The organism is Actinomadura citrea, from assembly GCF_013409045.1.
In the GTDB taxonomy this organism is placed as follows: domain Bacteria; phylum Actinomycetota; class Actinomycetes; order Streptosporangiales; family Streptosporangiaceae; genus Spirillospora; species Spirillospora citrea.
In genome coordinates, this window is sequence record NZ_JACCBT010000001.1 from 7,178,836 (window position 1) to 7,204,929 (window position 26,094).

A 26,094-nucleotide genomic window follows, 5' to 3' on the forward strand; every position below is an offset into this window, starting at 1 on the left:
TGTCGCGAACCTGTTCGGCTGGTCGGACGTGCGGTCGTGGGTCAAGGGGTGCGGGTTGGACTCTCCCCCGGTGGGAGGGTTCACCATGATGGCGTGCGAGACGAACCACTCCTCGGACCGGCGGAGGCACAGCAGGATGTGCTGATGACCCGGCTGGTCATCCCTTCGAAGAGAGCATTGGCATGACCACGGTAAGAGACATCGATGCCCGCGGTGCGCAGCACTGCGAGACGACGGCGCTGGGGGTGCTTCTGCGGCACCAAGGACTCGATCTGTCCGAGCCCATGCTCTTCGGCCTCGGCTCCGGCCTCTCCTTCATCTACTGGGACAGCAAGAACATGGGCTTTCCCTTCCTCGGAGGACGGGTCAAGCCGTTCGACCTCACCAGGAACCTGGCCGCCGGACTCGGGCTGGAACTCCTGGTCCAGGAGACCACCTCGCCCCGCAGGGGTTGGGAGAACGTGGTGGCCTCCATCGACGACGGCCACCCTGTCGGACTGCAGCTCGACAGCTTCTACCTGGACTACTTCGGGTCGAAGGTGCACTTCGGCGGTCATGTCGTCGCCATGTACGGCTACGACGACCAGAACGCCTACCTGGTGGACACCGACCAGCAGGGCGGCGCGGTGTCCACCAGTCTGACCAGCCTCGCCCAGGCCAGGGCCGCGCGCGGCCCGATGACCGCCAAGCACCGGTCCTTCACCCTCACCGCTGCGAAGGGCCTGCCCTCCCCGCAGGGCCAGATCATTCCCGCCATCACCGCCTGCGCCGACGCCTTCCTCAACCCGCCCATCGCCAACCTCGGTCACCGCGGCATCGAGAAGGCCGGCACGTTGGTGCGCACCTGGTTCCAGCGGACCGACGACCCGCAGCGGGACCTGCCGCAGGCGGCCCTGTTGATGGAGGAGGCGGGCACCGGCGGCGCCCTGTTCCGTAACATCTACCGCGACTTCCTCGCCGAATGCGCCCAACTGGTCGACAGCGGCCGCCTGCGCACCGGCCACGAGCTGTACAGCGAGGCGGCCTGCCTGTGGACGGAAGTCGCAGCGCTGGTCACGAAAGCCGGTGAGTCGGGCGATGCGCAGTGCCTCGTCCAGGCAGGCACCGTCCTCCACGATCTTTCACGCATAGAGCGCGAGGCCATGCAGGTGCTGAGCCGCCTGGGGAACTGACGCGACCCCGTCCTGGCAGGTTGCAGAACCCTGGCCACGGCCGGACGCGGAACTCGGTCGGTCGGCCCGGGATGACCCGCGTATGCCGGGACGGCACCGGCTCAGGCCGGGGCGGGCAGACGGATCGAGGCGAGTTTGGCCGGGTCGACGACGATGTGGATACCGGTGATCCGGCCTCCGGTGACGGTGAAGGCGATGACGGAGAGAGGGGTGCCGTCGGGGCGCCAGGACATGTGGCCGGGGATGCCGTTGACCAGCACGGGCCGGTGGCGGGCCGCCTCGCCGGAGAACATCCGGGCGCGGGCGGCGACCGTGGTGGCGCCGAGGGTGACGACCACGCCGTCGGGGGTGTCGACGGTCAGCTTCACGTCCGGGTCCAGGACGCGCAGGAGCGCTTCGAAGTCGCCGCTGAGGGCGGCGGCGCGGAAGGCCTGGACGACCTCTCGGTGCTCGCGGCCGGGATCCGCCGGCCGGTCCGTGGCTTGGACCTTCCGGCGGGCGCGGCTGGCGATCATCTTGCCGGCGCCCGCGGACTTGCCCAGGATCTGACCGATTTCGTGGAACGGGACCGCGAACATGTCGTGCAGGACGAACGCCAGGCGCTCGTTCGGGGTGAGCGAGTCGAGCACGACCAGCAGGGCGAGGCCGACCGAGTCGGCCAGGGCCGCCTGCTCGTCCGGCGCGGGGCCGTCGGCGGGCGTCACCACCAGGTCCGCGGACTCTTGCCCGTAGGCGGTCTCGGGGTGGGCGCGGCGAGATCTCAGGAGGTCCAGGCTGATCCGGCCGACCACGGTGGTCAGCCAGCCCGCCAGGTTGGCGATGGTCGCCTCGTCCTGGCGGACGAGGCGCATCCAGGCTTCCTGGACCACGTCCTCGGCGTCGGCGTGCGAGCCCAGCACGCGGTACGCGACGGCGAGCAGCCGGTCCCGCTGGGCTTCGAACGCCTCGGTCACCAGGCCGGTGGGGCGGGCGGTCACGGCTTCCGCTGCTGCCGGAGCGAGATCCGGTTGCCGTCCGGGTCCACCGCCTCGATGCGGACCCCGAACGGGTAGTCCTCGGGTTCGGGCTCATCGAAGGTGACGCCGCGCCGGCGCATGGTCTCGAAGTCCTTTCGCAGATCGTCGGATTCGAGGATCAGCGGACCGGGCGCGGCATGCCGGCCCCCGCCCCCCGGCCGTCCCGCGCCGGCGGCGTGCGACCACAGGATGATCTGTACCGGGCTGTCGGGCACGCCGACGGTGAGGAACCGTCCGTCGGGCCCCGGGAAGTCGATCCGCTTCTCCAGGCCGAGTCCCTCGGTGTAGAACCCCAGCGCTCGGTCCTGATCGGTGACGTAGACGGTCACGTACATGATGTTGGTCAGCATCCCGTTCTCGATTCACTCGTCGGTGCGACGACCGTTCGTCCTCCGTCGTCACATCCATGACGAGTGCCGGCGGGAGAAGGTAACAGGACGCCGGCCCTTCAACCGCAGCGGCTTCCGCAGGTAGCGCTTCGGCGCGCCCCCGGGTGAGCCGGGCCTGCGGCGCAGTCGAATGAACACGGTTGTCTGTTCGTCAGCGGGACGGCTAGGGTCGGCCCGTGAGTGATCTGGGCCAGGTCCTCGCCCATCGGTACCGGTTGACGGATCTCCTGGGGCAGGGCGGCATGGGAGCCGTCTGGCACGCGCGCGACGTTCAGCTGGACCGGGACGTGGCCGTCAAGGAGCTCCGGCTTCCCGAGCAGCTGGGCGCCGCCCAGCGGGCGAGGTTGATCGCGCGGCTGGACCGGGAGGCACGCGCCGCCGCGAGGCTGAAGCATCCCGGCATCGTCACCGTCCATGACCTGGTCACCGGAGATGACGGGCGCCCCTGGATCGTCATGGAGCTGGTCCACGGCGGGTCGCTGGACGACCTGCTCAAGTCCCAAGGGCCCCTCACACCGCGGCAGGCGGCGGGAATCGGCCTGCAGATGCTGGACGCCCTCCATACGGCGCACCGAGCGGGCATCACCCACCGGGACGTGAAGCCCGCGAACGTGCTCCTGGAAGGCGACCGGGTCGTCCTGACGGACTTCGGCATCGCCGCCCTTGAGGACGATGCGACCCTCACCCGTTCGGGCGAGATCATGGGGACCCCCGCCTTCATGTCCCCCGAGCAGGTGCGGGGCCTTCCGACGAGCGCCGCCACCGACCTGTGGTCGCTGGGCGCGACCCTCCACACGGCCACGGAGGGCCGTCCCCCGTTCGGCGGCACGAGCACCGGAGCGGTCTTCGTCGCCGTGGCGACCGAAGACCCCGCGCCCGCCGTCCGCGCCGGTCCCCTGGAACCAGTGATCAGCGGCCTTCTCCGCAAGGACCCGGCCCAGCGGCTTACCGCCGATCAGGTGCGCGCGACACTGGCCCGGCTCAGTTCCGGTCCACCGGCAGATGCCGCGGCGCCCGGCCGCGCACCCGCGCAGGGGTTCGCCCACCAGCCGCCGCCCCCGATGTCGCCCGCGGCTCAGCGCGGGAAACTCCTGTGGGTGGCGCTGGTCGCCGCGGCGGTGACCGTCGTGGCCGCTGTGGCGGTGTCCGCATCCGTGATCCTCACCGGCGGCGACTCCACCTACGAGAACAATGTGAGCATCGCCGAGAAGCTGGGAGCGCCCAGCGGCTACACCCGTACATCGGCGAGGAAGGTGGGCGGCAGCCGAGCGGAGGTGACGTTCACCGGCGCCCGCAGGTGCACGTCAGGGTGCTCCGGTCCTGCCACCACCGCGGATCGCGCGGAGTTCGCCGCCATCACGGAATGGCTCACGACCAGGCCCGGCATCGCGGCAGTGCACCCCCCGGCGCTGTCCCCGGACGGCAAGAGCTGCATCATCGGCGTTCAACCCGTCCGCGTACCGGGCGTCGTCAAGGCCCAGGTGGTACTCCGCGACGACAGGACCCTCCTGCAGATCGAGGTCAGCTGAGCCCGGCGGGCCATCGATCTGGCTCGGGCAGCCTACGGCCCGCGAACCAGATCTCGGTGCTTCGGCGTCGAGCAGCGAGGAGTCCGGGTGACCCGTGGGTCACGGGGATGAGGTGCCTGTCGGCGACCGTGGTGTCGAGAACGTCCGGCCGGGAGGCACCCCCACCCCGCTCGTATGGCGGCAGTTCCCCCTCAGCGACGTCGAAGTCTTTCGTACGTCCGATCGCTGTTATCCCGTGGTGACGCGTGCGCCGGTGTAGCCCTGGATGTAGGTGATTTCGACGTACCAGCTGCGATTCTCCTGGCCGATGTCCTGGAGGCATCGATCGTCGGTTGGGGACACCGGCGCGCTTGTGCTGGTTATTCCCTGAGCCTCGCCATCGGCCGTGTAGCGGGGACCGCCGGAGTCGCCGGGTCGAGTGCAGGTGGTGTCACGGGTCAGGTTGTAGACGGTCCGGTGCTGGTCGGTCTGGTAGACGGATTCGCCGCGGTTGCGGATGACGCCACAGGTGATACCGGTCCGAAAGCCCGATTTGCAGATCGAGCTGCCGATGGGCCGCTGCTGGGTTCCATGGACGATCAGGACGCCGTCGAAAGGGGTGTGGAGGGAGATCCATGGACCCTGGCTCCAGTAGTCGGTCCTGATCGAACCGATGACGCCCCAGTCGTGATCGCGATTGACCAGCCACCAGCGCCCGAGAATCGTCGATGTCTTGGTCGGTTCCTCGTAGCGGGCGTTGCCGAAGCCGTAGGCCTCTGCGGCGGTCGCGCAGTGTCCCGCGCTGATGATGACCGGGTCGGAGACTCCGGGCAGGTCGGAGTAGGTCAGCCGAGCGTTGAATCCGAGGGAGCACGGGGTGTTTCCGGACTGGATGCCCTCGCCACCGTCCGCCCACTCGGTGGCGACGGCCGGCGCCGTGGTGGTCTCGAACCGTACAGCGCCGCCGTGGGCGAGCGCTCTTTTCGCGAGCTGGCCGCGCTCGCGCCCGGCGAGGGTGGTGACCACGACGCGGCCGGTGACCGGGTCGACGCCCCACGATCTCACTCCGGCGACCGCGGACGGTTCGGACTCGGCCAGTTCGTCGAGTTCGGTCTTGATGGCGTTGAGTTCGGTAAGGCCATGGCCGTTCGGCAGGATCCTGGGAAGGGCTCCGCCTCTGCGCACCGACGCTGCCATTGTCGCGTCGGTGAGGTTGACGACGAGCTTGCCGCTGCCGGGGTCGAACCACGAACCGGCGTAGGTCCTGCCCAGGGTGGGCACGACCGCGGCCTCGGTCCTGGCCGCCTCGTTCTCGGCCGCCAGGCGGCGGCGGGCGGCGGCTTCGTCGATGTGCAGGTCACGTGCCATGGCCTTGAGGACGGCGTCCGATCCCTCCGGGCGTGGCGGGCGGAGCGAAGCGGCCGTCGCGGCATCGGACAGGCAGGCCGACGTGACGATCGTGAGGGTCGTGAGGGCGCAGGCGCGTCTGGATCTTCTTCGTGCCATCGGTGGTTTCCGTTTCCGATCGGGTGACCGCGCTCGACAAGGCCCGTGCTCTCGGCCTCCTTTTCCCCGTGCCCCCGCCGATCGACGACCCGATCAGTTCCGGGTGACCTGTTCAAAGCGGGATGTGCGTCGAGCCGGTCTGGCTGATCTTCTGGACGGTGTAGGACTCCGCTCGCTCGGGGCGGGTCGAGTCGGTGAACTGGAACACCGCGCGTCGGCGCACTACCTCCGTGCGCAGGTCGGCCGGATTCACGAGCTCGACGCGCTGCGCCTCCGGGCCCCAGGCGAAGCGCACACACTCGACGTACGTGTGGTCGCCGGCCGTCTGCCTGCGCAGCAGCGCGTACGCCGCCTCGGTCGTGGGGATCACCGGAGCCTCGACGATGGTGATGTCGAGCTGCGCCACGACCGGCTTCACCGGGCCCGAGTCGACGTGCAGGACGAGTCGCAGCCGTTCGCCTGGGTTGAGCGGCCCGTTCAGCTTCTGGATCGCGGCCAGCGAGAGCTCGTACAGCTTTCCCGGGTCGAGCCTTTGCGGACCGCCGGGTGCGTTCGGGTCCACCAGGTCGCGTGGGGTCTGGTCCAGGTCGATCTTCTGGAGCGTCAGCGTGGCCTTCGGGCTGCCCGGGGGCGGTTCGTCCCAGTCGAAGCGCAGGGCCAGCGTGCCGTCCGGGTTGCACTCCCGCCGCTCCGCGGAAAGCGTGACGGCGCGCTGCGGGCTCGTGCTGCCGCCCGGTTGCTGCGGGAACTGCACCGGCACGGTGGCGTGGGCGGAAGGCGAGGCCAGCCGCCGGTTGTATTCCGGGTCCTCGAAATGGACGTAGCGCGGGACGAGGGGCAGGTGGGGCGCGCTCGGGTCGGCCACACGGAGCGGGAAACGCAGCACATGGCTGTAGCCGTCGTGATACGGCTCCGCGCCGGGCCGGTGAGGGGCGAACTGCGCTCTGACGCGCGCGTGGATCGTCGCACCGGGCGGCATGCCGGCGATCAGCTCGCGGGCCCGGTCGGCGCGGGTCTTCGCGTCGCCGGGGAGCCCGAACCGGCAGATCGCGAACTTCGCCGTGTCGACGGTGTCGACCTCCGGCCCCGGCAGGGGCACGCCGACCGCACCGAGCTGGGCCCGCAGGGTCGGTGTCAGCACCAGCGTCGGGGTGGTGATGTCCGCAAGCGTCGTGACCCGCCCGGCGCCCACGAGTTCCAGGGCCAGGACCCAGTCGCGGATGCCGGTCTCCGGCGTCTCCGGTTTCTGACCGCCGAGCAGCGTGATGCTGCCGTCGATCCGGTAGACGAAGGTCAGGACACCGTCCCAGCCCACGTCCAGCCTGGAGCGCTCGACCGCGGCCAACTGCAGCCGCAGGCGCTGGGCGGTCTGTCGGTAGGTCGGGTTCTCCCGGGGGTCTTCGAAGCCGGCGCGGAAGGCCTCGTCGGTCGGGGACGGCGTGACCAGGGCCGGCTTCTCGGGGTCGAAGTGGCTCGCCCAGGTGCGCAGCGCGACTCCTTGCCGGCCGTCGACGTTGGCCGGCAGCGGTACTGGACGCGGGGCACGGTGCTGTACCGGTAGCCCGCCGGAGAGCATGGCCAGACCGCGCGGGCGCGGGTGCTCGCCCGCCAGGGTGACGCCGCTCTGGCGCAGGAGGTGGTTGCGCAGCGTCACGAACACGCCGGCACGTGTGCCGCTCACCAGGTAGCGCAGCTCGCCGGGCAGGACCGGCTGCCAGCGTTCCAGGGCCGGCCCCTCGGGGGCGGCCGCGTCCGGATCGGGAAGGGCGGGCTCATCGAACATCGGCTCGGTCAGCGCGGGGAGTGGCGGGTCGGGCGGTGCGGGGAGCAGGCTGCGTACGGCCGGCGCGCGGAAGCGCCGTGGCAGGCCGCCGGTCGGCCGGTCGGTGTGCAGCGCCGAGCGGAACTGCACCGTGCTTTGGACCGTCTGCCACCAGAGCGTCTGGCCCGCCGTGCCGGGCGTGGCCACGCCGATGACGCCCTGCTGCCCCTTGGTGTAGTGCACACTGACGCGCAGCGCGCTGAGGCCCCAGGGCCACGCCGGCAGGTCCCCCCGCACCGGGCGCTGGGTGAGGTAGAGCGGCTGCACCCCGACCGTCTGCGGCGGCGCGAGTTCGAAGTCGCGGGGGCTGGCGGGGATCGCCGCGATGGCGCACTGGCCCTCGCGGTAGCGCAGATCGGCGAGCTCCGGGCGGACGCTGAACAGCCGCCTCGCCAGTGGTTCCGCGCTCGTCACCCGGACCAGGGCGAAGGCGTAGCCGATGGTCAGGGCGGCCTCCCCCAGGCCGTCCGGACGGGTGTTGTCGCTGATGATCCGGTAGCGCAGCACCGCGATCGGCGACTCCGGCGCCAGAAGACGCTGGGACTGGACGGCCCAGCCCTGGGCCTGGGCGCGCAGGTGGCTCTCATCGGCCAGCTCGGGGTGGTCGGGCTGCACGCTCCACATGCGGCTCGCCACGGGCCGCAGCCGTGCGGTGCCGGGCGCGAGGCAGAGCAGCTCGGCGAGCAGCAACCGGGGTTGCAGGGGCGACGGACCGCCCGTCGGCACCGTCGGAGCCGGCCGCCACTGGAGCCCCAGGTACGGGCTGATCACGATGTTCAGCGGGCGCGGGTTGTCGGCCCCGTCGAGCGCGAGCGGTGCGGGGACGAGGGTGGCCGCGGGATGGCGGCGGGGGCCCTGGCCGTCGGCGGGAGGCTGGCCGAGCAGCCCGCTGCTCGCGATGAGCGCGGCGGCCAGGGTCCAGCCGTAGGGCGGTTTGCTGGTCGGCGCCAGAGTGCTCACGGCCTGGGTCAGCAGGAGCCCGTCCTCGCGCCAGACGGGGTCGGCGTACGGCGAGGGTTCGGCCGGCGCCGTCCGGTCGTCCGGCTGGGGCGGGTAGAAGGGGCGGCGCGGGTCGAAGGCCTGGCGCAGGGCGACCGGACGGCTGAGCCGGGCCGGCGTCTCGGGGAGGGCGGCAAGGACGCTCTGCAGCAGTGCGTCCTGCGGCTCGGGGGACGGATTCTGAGCGCGGAACCAGCTCTCCTCCAACGCCAACGGGTCGAGCCGAGCGAAGCTGCGGCCGACCACGGTGTCCAGGCTGGCGAAGGTGACGGCCAGGGGGGCGCTGTCGGCCCAGCCGCTGAGGGCGAGAGCCAGGCTGGGCAGTGCGGTGGTGGGGGCCGCGGCGCGCAGGCGGGCGATGAGCAGCAGCGGGTCGGTCTGCAGCGGGCTGGGCTGCTGCCCGGCGGGCGGCTGGGCCAGGTCGCGGGTCGTGTCCTGCAGCCGGCCCAGGAAGGGCATGGTCAGCAGCAGCCAGCGCGGGTCGGTCGGGTCGCTGGGCGCGTAGTCCGCCGGGCTGCTGAGCAGGGCGCCCTGGCTGCCGGTCGGGAGGAACTGCAGCGTGGTGGCCACGCTTTCCCCGGCGGGCGTGAGCCTGACCAGGTGGTGGGCGCTCGCCTCGACGAGCAGCGTGTCCGGGGGCAGTGCGTCGAGCGCCGCCCCCGAGTCGGCCAGCAGCGCCGACAGGCCGGCGCCCAGGTAGCCGCCGCTCACGCTGCCGAGCGGGCTGACGCCCTCGACGGGGTCGGTGATCTTGAGCGCGGCCATGGCGCGCAGGAACTGCGCGGCGCGCTGCGGCGCGAGCAGGCGCACCTCCTGCACGGCCGTCCAGCGGGCCTCACGGCCGAGGGTCCCGCCGCTCCCGCCGGCCGCCGGCGTCACCTCGACGAGCTGGTGCTCGACCAGGGCCAGGGTCTGCCAGCTCTGGCCCTGGGCGAAGGTGAACAGCAGCGGGCCCGCGGCGCCGGTCAGGATGGATCCGGGCAGCTCGTGCTGGTTCAGCAGCACCCTGATCGTGTGCCGCAGATGGGTCAGGGGCGGGGCCCCGGCGGTGCGGGCCGCAGGCAGGGTGATGCGCGCGGTGGCCGCGTCGTAGTTGAGCTGCTGCGGCCAGGAGACCAGGTTGGTCGCGGTCAGCATCCCGTTGAGCAGGAAGCTCTCCTGCCAGTCCGAACCCTGCAGGCGCGAGGTGTAGCCCACCACGAGATCGCCGGCCGAGGAGCCGTACAGCTCCGCGGCCTCGGCGCTTCGGCTGGGACCGCGGTCGTGCAGCGAGCGGCCCCAGTGGGCTACGAGCAGAGCCTCCACGAAGGCGCCGGTCAGGGTCAGCTTCGGCACGTCGTCCGGACGGGCGGTGGCGCGGAACGTCACCGTGGCGAAGCCGGGGGCGGCGCGTTCGCCCAGGCCGGGCGTCTGGGCATCGGCCAGGCGCATGCCCGGCAGGAACTGGAGGCCTTCGGGCTGCGGGGCACCGTAGCCGTTCCAGCCGAACTGCAGCGTCGTGTCGCCGGCCAGCGCCGCGGGCGAGCCGTCGGGCAGCGTGACGGCGAGGGTGAGGTCGCCGAAGAGGTTCGCGGTGTCGAGCGTGAAACGATCCGTCCCCTTCGCCATCAGGTCGAAGGTCAGCCCGGCCGCGACCGCCTCCCCTCTGGACGCGGTGGGCGCCGTCGCCGGCCCCGCGCCGAAGCGCGCGGACACCTCCTCGGCGGTGAGGGCGCGGCCGTAGACGGCGACCATGCGATAGGTGCCCAGCCAGGCCCGGCCGCCCGTGATCTCATCGCCGAGAGCCAGCTCGAACTGGTCGTTCCAGGCGGCCAGGCTCCCGCCCACGTTGTGCTCGGCCTTCAGCTGCCCATTGACGTAGATCCGGGTTCGGCCGTCGGCGGAGCGGGTGTAGGCCAGGTGGGTCAGGGCGGCGCCGAGCGAACCGGCCGGGGTGGCCAGGTCGGGGGCGCCCTCATCGTTGGTGGCGTCGGTGTGCAGCCACACGTCCACGAAGGACGAATCGAGCAGGCCCTTGCGCTGCTGGAGGGTCACGTTCCGGTGCCCCGCGTCGGAGGAGACGGTGAGGATGTCGAACTGCCCGCCCGTCAGCAGGCCGGTGACGGGCTTCACCCATGCCTCGATACTGATCTCGTTGCTCGCCTTCACCGCGGCGTTCAGTTTCGCGGCGGGAGCGCCCGAGCGGATGAGCGTCGCCTTGGTGAGGGTCAGGCCGTTGGGGCTCCAGCTCATGCCCTGGGTCGCGGCCGCGCTCAGGTGCAGCGGCTCACCGATGCCGGAGGTGTCGTGGACCGTGGCGCCGCCGCCCTCGTCGAAGCGGTAGAGAGCCTGCAGACCTGTCGGCGGCCTGTCGATCCGTACGGCGACGGTGAGGTTCAGGGTGTGCTCACCACCGGTCATGTCGAGGCCGAGGGCGACCCGCTGCGGCACGATCGGGGCGGTCCCGGTCGCGCCGGGCAGGGTGAAGGGCGGCGTCGCGGGGTCGGGGAAGCTGATCGGCGGCAGGCCGACCGCCCACTCCACCTGGAACAGGTGGAAGTGCAGCCGCACCTGCTCGATGGTCAGGCCGGCGCCACCGGACGCCAGCGCGACGCGGCCGACCCGCAGGCGCGGCGCGTCGCCGGCCTCACCGGCGGCGACGGCCAGGGGCCACTCCAGGACGTCGCCGTCGAGGCCGATGGCACTGAGGTTCAGCGCGGTGCCGCCGCCGGAGAAGGTCAGCCGCACGCAGTTGCTCAGATCGGTCTGCTCGTCGTCGGAACCGGCCACCGGGAGCTGCAACCGCCCGATCACGTCGACCGCGGCCACGCCGTCGCCGGCGAAGACCACGCGGTCGAGCACCATCGGGAAGAAGCGCAGGCCGAACAGGTCGAGGCCGGGCGGGGGCGCGTCAGGATCATCGTCGAGCGGGCGCAGGCGCCACTCGTACCCGGTCCGGTGCTCGTAGTCGCTGCTGCGCGCCTCGGGGTCGTTGCCGTCGAGATCGAGCTCGACGGCCTTGGGTGAGCGGGCGGAGGCCTTGCTGAAGGTGGAGCCCTGGGCCGGCAGGTCGCGGAACCAGAGCCGCCAGGTCGCCGTGGCGTGGCCGAGGGTGAGCGGCAGGCGGGTGGTGGTCAGCTGCACCTCGCCCGCCGTGGGATGGCTCAGCGGGGTCCTGATCAGGTTGGACGTGGGCAGGCTCGCACCGCGCACCAGGCCGCGCTGGTCGGCGAAGCCGGCGTCACCGACGGCGCGGGCGGCCATGCTCCCGGCCGTCAACTGGTATCGGGCCGAGTCCGTGGGCGCGTCCGCGGGCAGGCGGCGCAAGCCCCCGGCCCCGTCGGTGAAATCGCCGTCTATCCCCGACAGGGCCGCCTCGCGCGTCAGCGTCAAGGGAGCGCTCGGGGCGGGGTCGGCGTTGTCCAGGCGGATCTCGCCGGGATAGCCGTCAAGGGCGAGCGTGGCGCGGACCCGCCAGGCGTGGATCGAGGCCAGGTGGCGGAGCACGGTCTGGCCGTCCTGCCGCGCGAAGGCGGCCACGCTGTCGGCGGCGGCGAGGCCGGCGCGCTCGGCGAGGCGCCGCCAGTGGGCGGCGTAGTCCGCGCGGGTGAGCGGACGCGGCGGCTCGGGGCGCGCCGTGTCGGGCAGCGGCGCGCTCTCGCGAGGGTCTTTGGGGATCTTGGGAAGCTGGGCCAGAGCCTGGATCTCGTCCGTGTAGGGCAGGTCGTAGCGGTACTGGATGGGCAGGCCGAGCCCGGAGTCGCTCTGCGGCGGCTCGCCGTCGGGCCGCGGGTCGAGCACCAGACCGGGCAGGGAGAGCGCCACCAGGGGCAGGTCGTACAGCTTCTCCTCATCCGCGCCGAGCCATTCGCGGGCGGGCGAGAGGCCGCCGCCGTGGCGCGGCCAGCCCGAGGCGCCCTCCGCCGTGAAGCGCCAGCCGTCCGGCAGGTCCATGCCGTCCTGGCGGGTCACCGGCAGCTCGAACGGGACGAGCTGCCGGCCCGCGATCGGCACGTTGGGCGGGCTGACGCTCTGCGTGAGCGCGAGGGCCTGCACCATCGGCAGAGTCGGGTGGCGGCGCCAGACGAGGGGCAGTGCGGCGCCGATGGCGTCGGGCGGCAGGACGCCACCGTCCACCAGGGCCCGCAGGAGCGCCGGGTCGATGCCGTACTGGAAGGCCCAGGCGCCGAGGCCGGCCGAGGAGGCGGGCTTGCTCCGCCACGCGAAGCTGATCGCCTCGAAGGCGAGCCGCACGAGGGGCGGGAACAGCTCGCGTCCGGTGACGGTGTGCAGGGGGACGGTCGCCAGGCCGCCGATCCAGTCGTCGAAGCCGGGCAGGGCGTCGGCCGCGGTGGGCGCCTCGGTGCTCAGCCAGAACAGCCCGTTGAGCGCCACCTCGGGCGCGTCCAGCGCCAGCTCGGCCGACTGGAGCTGGTATCCCCCGCCGGCCGGGCCGAGCACCCAGGTGGCGGTCATGCGCTGGGCCGCCGCGAGGGTGAGGCTCCAGGGCTGCTCGCCGGGGACCTGGCCGAGCCCTGCCGGATCGTCGTTGCCGTAGCTGACGGCGCCGCGCAGCAGGTTGCCGGGCGCCGGGGCGGGCTCCTCCCGGGCCGCGCCCGCGTCGAGGTAGATCTGCTCGGACAGGTTGGGCAGCGGGAGCTGGGCCCAGCCGTCGTCCAGCGGCGTGAACCCCCACAGCACGGCCGGGGTGACGGGCCGGGCCTCACCCGGTTCCGGCCGGCTCCAGGACGGCTCGGGCGCCCGCAACGTGGCGCGGAGCCGGCGCGCGGCCTCGTTCGGGTCGAAGGCGAGCGTGGTGGCGGCGAGGGTGACCCGCTCGCTCCAGCCGGCGCCGTCGCGGCCGGCCTGGTAGCCGAGCGTGCCGGCGGAGCTCGCGGGCGGGCCGCCGGCCGCCAGCTCCACCCGCAGTTTCGTGCCGTCGGCGGCCACGCGCGCTCTGGCCGGCGTGATCTGGGCGAGCGTGTCCGGCCGGGCGGTGGGGTCGTAGGGCCCCCGGTCGCTCAGAAGCACGCTGAACTCGTCGCCCGCGAAGCTGATCGGGCGCGTGCCGGGCTGCTCCTGCCAGGGCGCGATCTCCCAGAAGAGGCGCGGGACGGCGAGCGGGTTGGCGAGCTCCAGGGTGGCCCACTCCGGCGCGGGCAGCGGCTCGGCCAGGCCGTTCAGCGGGTTGTTCGGGTTGAGGTAGCGGTTGAGGCGCCGCCAGGAGTCGGTGATCGCCGTCCGCTCGCTCACCGTCAGCCGCTCGGCCTCGACCGTCATCCGGAAGCCGCGCACCTGGGCCCCCGCCGTCGGCTCGGGGTCGGGGACGACCCGGGCGAGCTGGAACACGGCGGTGACCGGCGCGGTGTCCCAGAGCAGGCGGACCTGGCCGAAGACCGAGAGGCCGCCGGCGTGGACGGCGAGGGCTCCGAGCAGGCGGGCCGCCCCGGTGCGCTGGGTGATCGCCGCCGGCCCGATTCCCAGCGCGGCGTACAGCTTCTGAGCGGCGCCGGCCTGGGCCGTCATCGGGTCGAGGACGATCTCGCCGCCAAGGCAGGTGAAGGTCGGCAGCTTGCCGGCGACGTTCTTGGGCCAGCCGTCGGCCGGGGCCTGCAGGAGCAGCAGGCCGACGGTGCCGGCGCTGATCGCGGCCCGGATCGCCTGCGGCGAGAGCTTGCCGTCGGGCTTGTTGCCGCTGCGCTTCCACACGTACTGCGGCGTGCTGCCGTTGGTCGGGCTGATCGTGACGCTGGTGACGTAGACCAGTGCCAGCAGGGAGCCCGGCAGCAGCACGTTGTTCTCGCCGACGGCCTGGCGGGGCGTCGTGTCCGCGAACAGGGTGCGGAACGCGAAGTTGGTGGCCGGATCGGCCAGCCGGATCACCTCGGCCTCGGCCGTCCAGAAGGGGCCCGCGATTTTCAGCTTCGGCAGCTCGGGGAGTTTCGCCATCTGCTGCTCCTGGTCCGCTCGTGGCCTTGGAGGCCGCCGTCAAAGGCCGTTCCGCCTACACGTCCGCGGGCTCGATCTGCCGCGGCTCGCTCGGCGCGGCGCTGCCACGACGGGCGCGGATCACCAGGGACCGCCCGCGCATTCCGCTGCCCTGGCTCGCGTGGTGCAGTCGTCTGAGGGCGAGCTGGTCGGGCCGCCCGGGGTAGGACGGCAGGAGCGCGGCGGGATCGTCCGCGCGCATCATGCCGTGATAGCGCATCAGCACGGCGCCGAGCAGCAGCTTCTCGGCGAGGGCGCCGCCGAGTCCGGCCTGGGTGGGGCGTACCGCGACGACGAAGGCGACCGTGACCGGAGATGCCGGCTCACTGCCGGCGCCGGCGTCGCGTACCGCGACGATCAGCTTCTCCACGGCCTCGGCGAACTCGGGGAAGCGGGCCCAGCGCCGCAGGGCGGCGATGTCCGCACTGCTCATCGCGCCGTTCCAACCGATGGCGCTGTACTGCGTGCCCGGTGCGTTGCGCGCGAGCTCCACCTTGCCCTGGAGCTCGTCGGGGATCTGCTCCGGCCCGACGGGGATCTCCACGCGGGTGACGGCGTCCGGACCGGCGCCCGCGGCCTGGGTGATGATCTGCGCGATGGCCCCGGTGAAGGCGCTGTCGCCGGGGAGCCGCTGGAGATCTCCCGCGGCGGCGTCCGAGGGCCCCTCCCAGACCAGGGTCAAGGTCTGCGCGGGCAGGAAGTCGATCAACGCTTCGAGCCGGCTGGGCAGGTTCCCGGCGGGGGCGCTCACCGGCTCGGTGACGTCCCAGCTCTCGAACAGCTGCCGGATCTTCGCCGCGTCCGACGCGTTCACCAGCCCGACCAGGGCGTCGCGGTCTCCCCTCGTCATCACCCCGGCGAGCAGCAGGCGCCCGCGCTCGTCGATGGCCACCCGGTTGCGGGTGTCGGGCGGCAGGTTCGCCGTGGAGTAGCCGCCGCTCAGCTGCTCCTCGCTCACCTGGACCAGATCGACCGCCAGGGGGAAGTCGCCGAGAGCGCCCTCCGGGGGCGTCAGCGTGGTCCGCGCCACCAAGAAGCGCTTGCCGAGCTGGCGGTGGGCGAACTTCTCGGCGACCGGGTCGTAGAAGCACTCGGCCTGCACCTCGATGTTGCCGCTGAACAGCTCGACGATCTGGTAGACCACCTCGGGGTCGGGCAGGGCGCTGAGCTTGCGCGCCGTCGCCTCGCCGGTCGCCGGGTCCGGCGCCTCGCCGGGCCAGCGCACCTGGGCCTCGTCGGGCAGGCTGTCCCAGAATCTGCGCAGCGGGATGGTGAGGGTGCGCACGCGGGTGTCGGACTGGAGCCGGGCGTCACCGGGGACCCCGGCGGGGAACGGCGGCAGCCGGTGCCACACGATGTCCGCGCCGCTCATGGTGGCGTCCGGCACGGGCGAGCGGTAGGTCAGGTCGCGCTGGGTCACGCTGTTGACCGGCGAGACGGTGCCGTCCGTCTGGGCGATCACCAGCAGGCGATGTTCGTAGTAGAACGGCAGGGCCCGCCACTGCAGGGCGAGGACGCCCTGCGAGAAGTCGCCGACGCGCTCGGGCAGATCGAGGCCGCGCAGCTCGTCCTGATCGGCCGCGCCGTCGAGGACGAGGTGGTCCGGCCGGCTCGGCAGGTGGTCCGGGATGGCCGGGTACTCGCCCTCGACGAGGCGCACGGGCAGCTCGTGCTGGTGGTCCTCGGCGAAGCCGCGCACCCACTGGTACCAGCTCGGGTAGCCGAAGCGGCGCAGCAGGCTGAAGGCGAGCCTGCGGAAGGCGAGCCGGCGGGCGAGGGTCTGGTTGCGCTCGGCCAGGGCCTGCTCGTGGTGCCGGGCGACGATCACCTCCCAGATCGCGCCGGGCGCCGGCGGGCGGGCCGGGGTGGCCGCCTCGTCGAGCCGGCGCGAGCTGAGGATGAGCGGAGCGTCGACGGCCTGCGTGCGCTCGATCACCACGTCGAGCCCGCCCGCGGCCGGGTCCACCTTCACGGCCGGGGTGTCGACCTCGGCGGCGGCACGGCCGGGGAACAGCGTGGGCGAGCGGCGCAGGCTCTGCCAGAGCAGGTCGTAACGGCCGTAGGGCTGGAAGTAGTAGCGCAGCGTGTGCGCCCAGCGGTCCTCAAGCAGCTGGGTGTGGGTCAGGCGGCCGCCCGCGTCGGGCGTGGCCGGCGCGGGTGATCCCGCGCGCGGGTAGGCCGTGGCCGCCCAGGGACCGGCGCCCGTCTTGGCCAGCCCGTCCGCCGTCTCCTCTATCGCGCCGCCGGCGTCGAAGAAGCGCGCCGTCCAGGCCAGGACGTCGGGCAGCGCCTTGACGATCTCGGCCTCGCCGGTGGGGACGTTGACCTTGCCGGTGTCCGGCACCTTGGGGTCGTTGCTGTTCAGCGTCTCCAGGTAGTACTTGAGCCGCAGCCACTGGACGTGCTCGGGCAGGCCGTCGTCCGCGGTGGCGAACACCTTGGCCAGCGCACCGGTGGCCACGGTGAAGTGGTTGGTGCGCTCGTCGGTGGGGCCGAACTCCTCGCTCCGCACCGTCCCGGCCAGGCTCTCCGCTGCCGGGAGGTCGGCCGGGGCGAGGGAGGGGCGCAGAAGCCTCATCTGGTCGGCGCCGAGCATGGTGCGGGCGCTGAGCAGCTTGCGGCCCGGATCGTAGTTCAGCAGAGGCGCGATCGACGGGTCGAAAGGCTGGGGATCCACGCTCAGCCGGGCCGACGGGCTCACCTCGATCGTCGCGGGCAGTGCCGCGCCGCGCAGGAGCAGGGCCGCCTCGCCGTTGAGCGGCAGCCTGACCGTGCGGGTGATCGGAGCCGGCTGCGGCTCCAGCTCCAGCTGGCCGGTCCCGCCGTCCGGCCGGTCGACCAGGCTGCAGGGCGCGGTGAGCGTGAAACGCACGTCGACATCGGTGTTCGAGCGCCCGCTGATGGTGACGGCGCGGTAGCGCAGCCGCTGCCGCACGGTGGGCCGCAGGCTGAGCTGGACCAGGGCCAGCAGATCGTCGCCGTCGGCCGGCCGCTCGCTGAGCTGGACGCTGCGCCCCGGCTGGAACAGCAGCTCGACATGGAGGTGACGGCGGAGGGCGGCGAAGGCCGCGGCATCGGGGTCGGGGTCGGTCTCGCCGCTCCCCAGCTGCGCGAAGAGCGCCTGGAGCAACTCCAGCAGTTTCGGGCCGCGCAGGGTGCCCGTGACGGGGTCGTGGAGGCTGAAGGTCACCGCCAGGCCGAGGCGTTGGAGCGCACCCCAGCCATATCGGTCGGCACCCGGCGGGCAGCTGGCCAGGAAGTCGGCCAGGTCGTTGGGCAGTGTCGGCGGGCTGACCTGCAGGGCGGCGGCGTAGCCGTCCGACAGGCGGCCCTGGGGGCCGGTGCCGCTGCCGGGGCGCATCCCGCGCAGCCGCTCCACGAGGCGTTCGAGCAGCGGGTGCAGCGCCGTCTCGCGCTTCCCGCCGGGCCGGGTGACGCCCTCCCACTCCGGCCACTCCAGATAGGAGTCCTGCCAGGAGTACCAGGGTCCGCGCTCGTCCTGGACGCCCTGGGCGGAGGGATCGGGCCGGCGGCGACGCTGGACGGCGCCGGGATACCAGGCCTCCCACTGGCTGGTGTTCAGCGTGTCGCCGGGCATGAGCGGCAGGTCGTCGGCCGGGAGCATCTGGACCTCTTGCAGGAGCCGCAGTTCCTCGGCGAGCCGGGCGGCGTCGGCGAAGGCATCGGTGGTGGCCTCGTCGATGTTCAGCTCGTACAACCGGTAGCCGGCGTTCAGTTCGAGGGGGTAGGCGGCGTCGCCGCTCGGACCCTGGTTCCAGCGGAACCGGATCGCCCGGATCCCCAGGGGGTGCGGCCGGAACCCCACGATCGCGCCGATATCGCCGGTGAAGACGAACGGTGCCGGGCCGGCCGCCGCCGCGTCGGATCGATCAACGCTCGGGAGCGGCATCGGTGTGTGGGCCAGGCCGGGCTCTGCGCGCTCGTCCTCGGGCCGCACCACGTCGAAGGCGGTCGGGCGCGGCAGCCACTCCAGCTCGGCCGGGCGGCGTTCCTCACGCGGGTTGCCCGAGTGCTCGATGCGGTCGGTCGGCGCGGGGGACGTGGGCGGCGCGGCCACCGCTTCGGCGGCGAGCAGGAGCTGCACCGGCGCCAGGGCCGAGGGCACGTCGCGGTCAGAGATCGTCTGGAAGAAGACCCGCCACGCCTCGGGGCGCCACGCGCCGTCGGGCAGAACGCCCCGCTCGCGCAGGACGGCGACCGGGACCACCGCCGCGCGCGCGCCGGGCGGCCCGAAGACGTGATCGAGGTCGATCTTGATGTCGGTGGGCAGGGGGCGGGCGTTCGACGTCGGCAGGCCGGCGGTGCGCCCGCGCTGGGTCGTGCTGTCCAGGCCGTAGGAGCCGATCGGCACGGTGCTCTCGCGACGGAAGATCAGCCGGTGGGTGCGGATCGGAACCGCGGGACCGTTCTGACGGGCCGGCTCGCTCCACTCGACGTAGACCTGGCGCGGCGACATCACCTGCGGGGTCGCCACGCTTCCCGCCGGGGCGAGGTCGGACGGCGCGATGCTGTAGCTCACCGTGAGGTCGCCGTCCACCGGCACCGCGGGAGGGGTGTTCGGGTAGCGGGTCGCGATCAGGGTCAGCGGGCGCCCGGAGCCGCCGGCGAAGTCGACAGGTGTGATCGTGTAGACGTAGCCGCGCCCCTCGCGCGGCAGAGCGGCGCGGTCGCTCGCCGTGTCGGAGAAGTGGTCGACCACCTGGAAGCGCGGCTGCAGCAGCGAGAGGGTGTCGGTCGGCGTGGCCTGGTCCGCCCCTTCGGCACCGGCGACGTCGGTCGTGTGGCGGTGCAGCACCTTGACCGGCTTCACCGTGGTGATGCGCTCGGCCTCGTCACCGTCGAGGGCGCGCCGGCGCACGAGATAGTGGGCCAGGTGGTGGTCGGGGTCGTTCTGGGCCCGGCTCGTCCCCGGCGCGGCCTGGCGTCGCCAGCTCAGCTCCCAGGCGAGAGCGATCGTGCTCGCGTCGCTGTACTGGCGCACCTGCTCGAACTCGGGCGGGAACAGGTCGAACTGGGCCTGCGCGACGTTGAAGGTGCGCACGCCCTCGCTCGCCGGGCCGGGCGCGGTCGCCTCGGGCCGCTCGCGCTGGCTGATCGACGGCTGGGCGTCCATGCCGGTCCCCACCTGGTCGAGCCAGGAGGGCCGGCGGCCGTCGGCGGTTCGCACCGCGAACACCAGCCCCATCTGGAAGGCCAGTGAGCCGGCGACCAGCTTGGCGCGCTCGCTCTGGCTGCTCTCGGCGTGGAACGCGCGCAGATCGGAGATGATGTCGTGGATGATCACGCCGCGCAGCTGGTGGGCCTGCTGGTCGGCCTGGACCGGGCTGACGGCGCCGGGATCACCGTCGTCCTGGGCGACGCCGTCGGCGGCGTAGATCGTCGAATGCGGATCGAAGGCCGACTCCAGCAGTTGGCCGTACAGCTCCTGGGGGTCGCGCTTGAGGAAGGGCGAGCCGCTGAACTGCTCGTACGCTCCGCGCACGGCCGCCTCGAAAGAGCTGTCGGAGGGGTTCTGCACCCGCGGGTCGCTGACCGGGGGGCGGTAGCCGGGCAGCGCGCCGGGATCGCCGACCGGGCGGGCGACCGCGCCGTCTCCCGCGCCGGCGTAGGTCTGCTTGAAGGCGTTGGCGAGGTGCTGCGCGAGGCTGAGCCCGTCCTCCAGGGACGTGGGGGCGCCTGGCTCCCCCGTGGCCTGGTTGACGACGCGGCGCTCGGCGGAGCCGCCGGTGTAGAGCCGCGCGGCCCAGTTCACCCCCCAGGTGATCGGCTCGCCGGCGGCGACCGCGCCGCTCACGTCGACGAACCGCGGATCGGGCAGGGGCTCGAAGTGCCGCAGCGTCAAGCTCTCGCCGGCCGCCGGCTTCGGCACGCGCAGGGCGAAGTCCTTCCCGACCACGGTGCCCTCGGCGGGTGGCGGCGGCAGGAAGCCCGGCTCGGGCTCCGCCACCGGGAAGCCGTCCTCGTCGAGTTCGAGCCCGCCCTGCGCGTCCCGGTGCAGCCGTTCGCCCTGCGGCAGCAGCACGAAGTAGATCTGGTGCTCGTCGTCCCAGCTCGGCGAGTCGCGCAGCACGAAGATGACGTAGCCGGGCACATGGAACACGTCGCCTTCGGCCTGGGCCGACGCCGCTGCGCCGAGCACGGCCGCGAGGGCGCGCGGCGGCAGGGCGGGACGACGCGCGGACGGCGTGCGGGTGAGGGCCGCCGCGGCGTCCAGCGCACCCTCGGTGCCCGGCACCGGCTCGACCTCGGTGGCCTCCAGCCCCAGCGACAGGAACTCCTTGGTCCGGTCGAGGGCGGCCTGGACGTTCTCCTCCTCGAAGGCCACCTTGACGGTGGCCTGGAGGCTGTGGCCGCAGCAGGAGACGCCGACGGTGCCGACGCCGCGCACACCGGGCACGCTCAGCCCCTTGACGCCGATCTCCAGGCCGGCGCTGAACGTGATCTCCAGGCTGAAGCTGAACGAGAGCCTGATGGTGGTGAAGACCAGCGGGATCTTGATCCAGAACTCGATGGCGAAGGCGATCTGCACCTCCAGCCCGATCGCGCCGTAGACCGCCGAGTTGGTCGTGGGGTCACGGAAGTCGATCACGCCGATGTAGCGCGCTCCGAAGGCCACCCGTGCGGTGGCGCTGATCCGCATTCCGACCAGCCCGAGGTCCACACCGGCGCTCAGTTCGAGACTGCCGCGGGCCAGGAAGCTCGTCCCGAGCACCATCTCCGTGGTCGAGACGCGGAAGATGAATCCGCCTTCGACCTCCACCGCCAGCGGGCCGAGCTTGGTGTGCCAACGCAGCATGTTGGGCCAACCCAGCTCGTAGTGGAACAGGCCCGGCTCGATCAGCAGGGTGGCCGAGAAGCGGCTGTTGGCGATCGCGTCGCGTACGAAGTCGGGCAGCGGCGGGTGGTTGCCCGGCTTGCCGCCCTCGGGCTTGGAGATGTGGGCCAGGAAGCGCTTCTGGCGCGGCGAGAGCAGCACGAAGCCGCTCAGGATGGGGTTCTCGCGGACGCCGTCCTTGTTGTCGACGTAGTCGGCGTAGTTGGTGTTGAACCAGCCGCGCACCGCCATGAAGAAGGTCAGGTCGCTGCGGAAGGCGATGATCGCGTCGACGAGGAAGACGCAGGCGAGGTCGGCCTCGGCGAAGGCCTCGTAGCGCAGGGGCGAGGCCGAGGCCGAGGTCTGCGAGATCATCGCTCGCAGCACGATCGTCCAGCGTGGATCCTGACCGGCCTCCTCCAGGTCCACCGCCCAGCGGTCGCGCTTGGACAGATCTCCCTGCGTGCGCGAGAGGCCCTCCAAGGTCTTGAGCAGCTTCTTGACGTCGTTCTCGGCGTCGGCGGCCTTGATGGAGGCGATGGTGAAGCGGTAGCCGAAGCCCATGCCGATCTCGCGCAGATAGATCTGGATGACCGGGATCATGAAGCTGACCTGGCGGATCTCCAGGTAGAGGAACCAGGCCCGCAGCCACGGCGAGCCGGCGCCGCGGCGCACGCGCAGGAAGCCGAAGCTCGCCGCGATGGCCGGCAGGCCCTGGATCTGGACCAGGCCCTCGCCGATCAGCCCGGTCTGGTCGGGCTCGTCGACGAAGTCGACCGCGCCGTTGAGCCGGAAGGCGGCGCCGAGGGCCAGGTTCACCGCCAGGCGCGTGAAGTGGATGCGCGGCACGAACTCGCCCGGCAGCGGCAGGCCGATGAACAGCTCGTGGTAGTCGGGCCGCGAGTCCGGCGTGTCGCCAGGGCCCTGGGCGAACTTCAGCTGGCCGGTCACCTGCATGGCTCCGTCGCCGCCGAAGAACTCGCACTGCGGCACGAAGCCGATCGCGCGCAGCTCCATCTCGAAGCAGCCGAGGAAGCTGAACGACTTGGGCTTGGGCAGCTCGATCAGGAACTTCACGTGCTTGCCGATCACCCGGGCGTCGCCGGTGAGCGGGCACTGGACCAGGTCGATGCGGGTCTTGCCGAGCAGGGCCAGCGGCCCGTCGGGGTCATCGCCCGGGGCCGCCACGAACTGGGCGGATCCGGTGATGGTGAAGTAGAGGTGGAAGGCGCCGTCGTCGACGAACCGCAGGCCCAGGGCGTCCACCGAGAACTGGAAGCGCGTGCCCTTGCAGTCGAGCAGCTTGACGCCGCGCAGGTTCGCGGCGCCCTGCACCAGGGTCAGGTTGCCGCCCTCGCGCTGGGCGAACTGCAGGGCGATGTCGGCCGTGGCGTCGCCCACGAGGTCGGGCGGCAGCGGGCCCGAGCCGGCGATGGTGAAGTCGGCGATGCGGTTCTCGCGGATCACGAAGCCGCTGTCGGTGAAGCGGAAGCGCGTGCGCAGGCCGTTGAGCCGGGCCGGCCGGTCGGTGACGGTGGCGGCGAGATTGACGCCCTTGGGCGTGAGGGCGAAGTCCCGCACGCTGAAGGTGATGGGCTCCTCGCTGGCCCGCGTGAAGTCGAGCTCCAGCACGGACCCTTCGGGCTGCTGGATCTGGTAGTGGTAGTCCTTCGTGGCGATGGTGAAGTAGTGGAAGGTCTTGTCGCCCAGATCCTTGCCCTTGAACCGCCAGCGCATCCCGAACAGATCGGGGAACTCGCGCTCGGGCTCCGGGGAGCGCAGCTCGATCCCCTGGTCGTGGTCGACCTTGAGGGCGAAGGTGCTGAGGTTGAAGGTCAGGCGGCACAGCAGGTCGAAGCTGAGGCTGAGGACGCGCAGCCGCACCCCGATGTCGAAGCCGACCTCGCCCTGGGGCAGGGTGATCGGCAGCCCGTCGAGCGGCGTGCGGAGATAGAGCTGCAGGAACTGGGCGTCCTCGCCCTGGCCCTGTTTGAGGAAGGGCAGGGTGAACGCTCCGCCTGCCGCGTCGATGTTGACGCTCAGCCGTGCGGTCCAGTCCCCCTGGAGGTCAGCCGGGTCGAACGCCACGGGCGTGCAGAGGGCGGCCGGGTCGTTGAGGTCGAGCGGGGCGATCGGCGTGGTGAGCTGGCGGAAGAAGCCGGGCAGCTTCGCAGCCCCGAGCGCGACGTCCAGCAGCACCAGGCTGCGCGGTCCGTCCGTCGGTTTGAGCGTGACGCTGAAGAGAGGCTTGTCGGGCGGCGGGGGCGGCTCGTCGTTGTGCAGCTCGCGGTCGCCGTCGCGGCCCCAGGCGAAGGTGCTGCCCGCCGTCACCGGCTCGCCCCCGGCCAGAGTGACGACGAGGGCGGCGCGGCCGAGCCCCGCGCCCTGGCGCAGCAGCAGCAGCGAGAAGCGGCTGGACGCCGGCAGGCCCACGTCGAGGCCGGGGAGCGCGAAAGCGGCGCCGGGGGCGGCCGCCTGCCAGTCGAGGCGCAGCTCTTCGAGGCCGTCGCCGATGATCAGGCGCAGGGTGACCTGCTGCTCGCCCGCCGGGCTTCGGTCGCCGAGGTTGGGGATGAGCTGCCCGAGCAGCCTGTTGAGGCCGCCCTCCTTCCACTGAAGGACCAGGCACGCCTTGCCGCCCGCGCGGTGGAAGCCGACCGTGGCGCCGTCGATCACCAGCCCGGTATCGCCGATCATCACGGGATGGGGCAGCTCAGCGGTGAACGGCGCGTCGAACTTGATGCCGTCCTTGCCGGCGCTCCCGCTGAGCTTCGGCATCGCGAGCTGGACGAACGGACGTCCGGGATCGGGCTCATAGCGGGCGTCGCCGCCGTTCGTCACCTTGCGCATCGGGCGCAGCAGCTCCGTGCCGAAGCGCAGCGCGACGGGCACGTCGACCACGCGCAGGACGGTCTGCGGCAGCACGTCGATCTCCAGGCCCAGCTCGGCGGGCGCACCATCGCCGCGGGCGGGGAACAGCACGAGGCTCACCGCGTCGAGACCGGGCAGACCCAGCACGAGTTCCTGCTCGAAGAGCAGGCGGGTGGTCAGATTGACCTCGCCGGCCTTGGCGGTGGTCTGCGGCGGCTCGATCCAGACATGGTCGAGCGTGGCCGGGTCGGGGGGCTTGGGCAGGAAGGCCGGCCACTTGCTGCCCAGGAAGTCATTGAGGGTCACGAACATGCTGCTGCTGCTCATGGCAGGCAACCCCCCCACGCCTCGCGCGAGTCCACGTCGGCGTAACGGTCGTATTTGTCCTGATCCTTGCTACTGAGCACCGTCTGTGTCGTGGGGAGCGGGATAGGGGTGAGGGCGGTCGGCAGGGCGACCCCGCTGCCCGGCGTGCCCCAGGTGCCGTCCCAGACGTTGAGCGCCTTGTCGATGTCGGCGATCTTCTGCTGGTCGGCCGGGCCGAGCAGGCCGAAGTGGTCGCTCCAGAGCCGCGTCCGGTACTGCTGCACCAGCACGTCGTCCTCGTCGAGCAGGCCCACCGCGTGCTCGACGTCGCTGTAGAGGCTGCGCCGGAAGGCGTTGGCCGAACCGATGATCGCCCAGTGGTCGTCGACGATCGTGCTCTTGGTGTGCACGATCAGGTCGCGGCTGAAGGCGCGCACCCTGCCCCGCTGCTGGCCGTTCAGGTCGTGGAGCAGGCCCTTGAACAGCGCGACGTTGGCGTACGGAGGGAAGTGCGGGTCGTTCGGGTCGGTGATCCCGGTCACCAGGATCACCTTGAGATCGTTGCGGGCCTTGAGCGCCTGGTTCAGCCAGATCATCACTTCGACGGACCAGAATCCCTGGTCCTCGATGTAGACGTAGTTCTCGGCGGTGAGGATGGCGTTGAACCAGGCGGAGCGCACCTCGAAAAGGCCGTCGGGAGCGAAGGAGATCTTCTCGTTCTCGGGCAGGATGTTGAAGGTCGTGTAGTTGAAACGCGGCACGGTGCGCAGCGACTGGACGTGGTGTTTGCCCACCGGCGTGGTCGGCAGGGTGCGCGCCGGGGCGGTGGGCGTGCTCGGTAAGTGGCTGACGATCTTCTCGTCGGCATAGCGAAAGGATCTGACCTTTCGCGCCTTGACCTCGTTCCACATGCTCCGGTACAGGTCGTACATCGCCTGCACCGCCGGGCCCTCGACCTTCGCCTGCACGTCGTGCCACTGTGCGGGGGGATGCGGTTGGGCGCCGTGGCGATCGCCTACCAAATCGAGCCCACCGGTGTAACCGATGGCGCCACTGCCGTTACCGACGAGCACCATCTTGGTGTGCACCGCGCCGGCGGAGTGGGAGATGATGTTCAGGCAGGCCTTGTCGGCGAGGGCGGGCGCCTTGCGTAATTCACGGATCGCGGCCATCGTGCCCACGTTGACATCGCGAATACTGCCCGCCCCATTCTGGATCGACGCGGTCAGTACGAAGTAGTCGGCCATTACGGAGGACGACACCCAGCCCAGGACGCGGACGTCGACTCCGGCCGCCGCCTTGGCCTTGAGCAGGTCGACCAGGTGGTTCGGGTCTCCGGGACCGTCGAGGGAGAACGGGTTCTCCAGCCCGATCGAAGGCCCGGTCGAGGCGCCCGACGAGCCGGGCGAGGGGTTGACCTTGCCACCCATGAGATGGAGCCACCAGCCCGCGATGTAGAGGAACTGGTTGCTGTTCTCGCTCGGCGTCCCCTGGCCCAGGGCGGCGATCTGCGCGGCGAGGTCGGCGAAGTAGGCGCCGCCGTCGATCAGCGGGGTGACCCGGCAGCCGGCGAAGGTGGCCGGCAGCGGTTCCGAAGGGGGATTCGTATCGTCGGGCTGAACGAAGTACTTCTTTTTCAGAGCATCGATATCAGCCACCAGACGGGCCCCCGAAGCTATATGCGACCACAACAACAGAATTCA

General features: G+C 72.0%; 8 protein-coding genes. 2 read left to right on the top strand and 6 right to left on the bottom strand.

Features of this window, described 5'->3' with window-relative positions; genetic code table 11:
* Positions 1-182: 182 nt before the first annotated feature.
* Positions 183-1,172, top strand: a complete 990-nt coding sequence (locus BJ999_RS32835; RefSeq protein ID WP_179836851.1) for a BtrH N-terminal domain-containing protein — start codon at positions 183-185, stop codon at positions 1,170-1,172.
* Between the two features lie 101 nt (positions 1,173-1,273).
* On the opposite strand, the gene BJ999_RS32840 is transcribed toward BJ999_RS32835, so the two are convergent.
* The gene (locus BJ999_RS32840; protein ID WP_179836852.1) at positions 1,274-2,149 is read right to left on the bottom strand and encodes a sigma-70 family RNA polymerase sigma factor; all 876 of its coding nucleotides are present in this window, start codon (positions 2,147-2,149) and stop codon (positions 1,274-1,276) included.
* Positions 2,146-2,538, bottom strand: coding sequence for a VOC family protein (locus BJ999_RS32845; RefSeq protein ID WP_179836853.1), 393 nt, complete (start codon positions 2,536-2,538; stop codon positions 2,146-2,148). The genes BJ999_RS32840 and BJ999_RS32845 overlap by 4 nt, the downstream gene beginning before the upstream one ends.
* A gap of 215 nt (positions 2,539-2,753) precedes the next feature.
* Between BJ999_RS32845 and BJ999_RS32850 the strand changes: the two genes are divergently transcribed.
* Positions 2,754-4,106, top strand: a complete 1,353-nt coding sequence (locus BJ999_RS32850) for a serine/threonine-protein kinase (protein ID WP_218935339.1) — start codon at positions 2,754-2,756, stop codon at positions 4,104-4,106.
* Positions 4,107-4,334: 228 nt separating this feature from the next.
* On the opposite strand, the gene BJ999_RS32855 is transcribed toward BJ999_RS32850, so the two are convergent.
* From BJ999_RS32855 to BJ999_RS43800, 4 genes are all read right to left on the bottom strand, one after another.
* Positions 4,335-5,453, bottom strand: coding sequence for a S1 family peptidase (locus BJ999_RS32855; protein WP_179836854.1), 1,119 nt, complete (start codon positions 5,451-5,453; stop codon positions 4,335-4,337).
* Between the two features lie 250 nt (positions 5,454-5,703).
* Positions 5,704-14,340, bottom strand: a complete 8,637-nt coding sequence (locus tag BJ999_RS32860; RefSeq protein WP_179836855.1) for a LamG-like jellyroll fold domain-containing protein — start codon at positions 14,338-14,340, stop codon at positions 5,704-5,706.
* A 55-nt stretch (positions 14,341-14,395) separates the two neighbouring features.
* Positions 14,396-24,412, bottom strand: a complete 10,017-nt coding sequence (locus BJ999_RS32865) for a hypothetical protein (RefSeq protein ID WP_179836856.1) — start codon at positions 24,410-24,412, stop codon at positions 14,396-14,398.
* Complete coding sequence (locus BJ999_RS43800) at positions 24,409-26,049, bottom strand: phospholipase D family protein (RefSeq protein ID WP_179836857.1); 1,641 nt, start codon at positions 26,047-26,049, stop codon at positions 24,409-24,411. Before BJ999_RS43800 ends, BJ999_RS32865 begins: the two co-directional genes overlap by 4 nt.
* Between the last annotated feature and the right edge of the window lie 45 nt (positions 26,050-26,094).

Excerpts from the sequence above, each read along its gene's own strand:
- BJ999_RS32855 (WP_179836854.1), bottom strand. The coding sequence starts at position 5,453 with ATGGCACGTGACCTGCACATCGACGAAGCCGCCGCCCGCCGCCGCCTG.
- BJ999_RS32865 (WP_179836856.1), bottom strand. The coding sequence starts at position 24,412 with ATGAGCAGCAGCAGCATGTTCGTGACCCTCAATGACTTCCTGGGCAGC.
- BJ999_RS32845 (WP_179836853.1), bottom strand. The coding sequence starts at position 2,538 with ATGCTGACCAACATCATGTACGTGACCGTCTACGTCACCGATCAGGAC.
- BJ999_RS32860 (WP_179836855.1), bottom strand. The coding sequence starts at position 14,340 with ATGGCGAAACTCCCCGAGCTGCCGAAGCTGAAAATCGCGGGCCCCTTC.
- BJ999_RS32835 (WP_179836851.1), top strand. The coding sequence starts at position 183 with ATGACCACGGTAAGAGACATCGATGCCCGCGGTGCGCAGCACTGCGAG.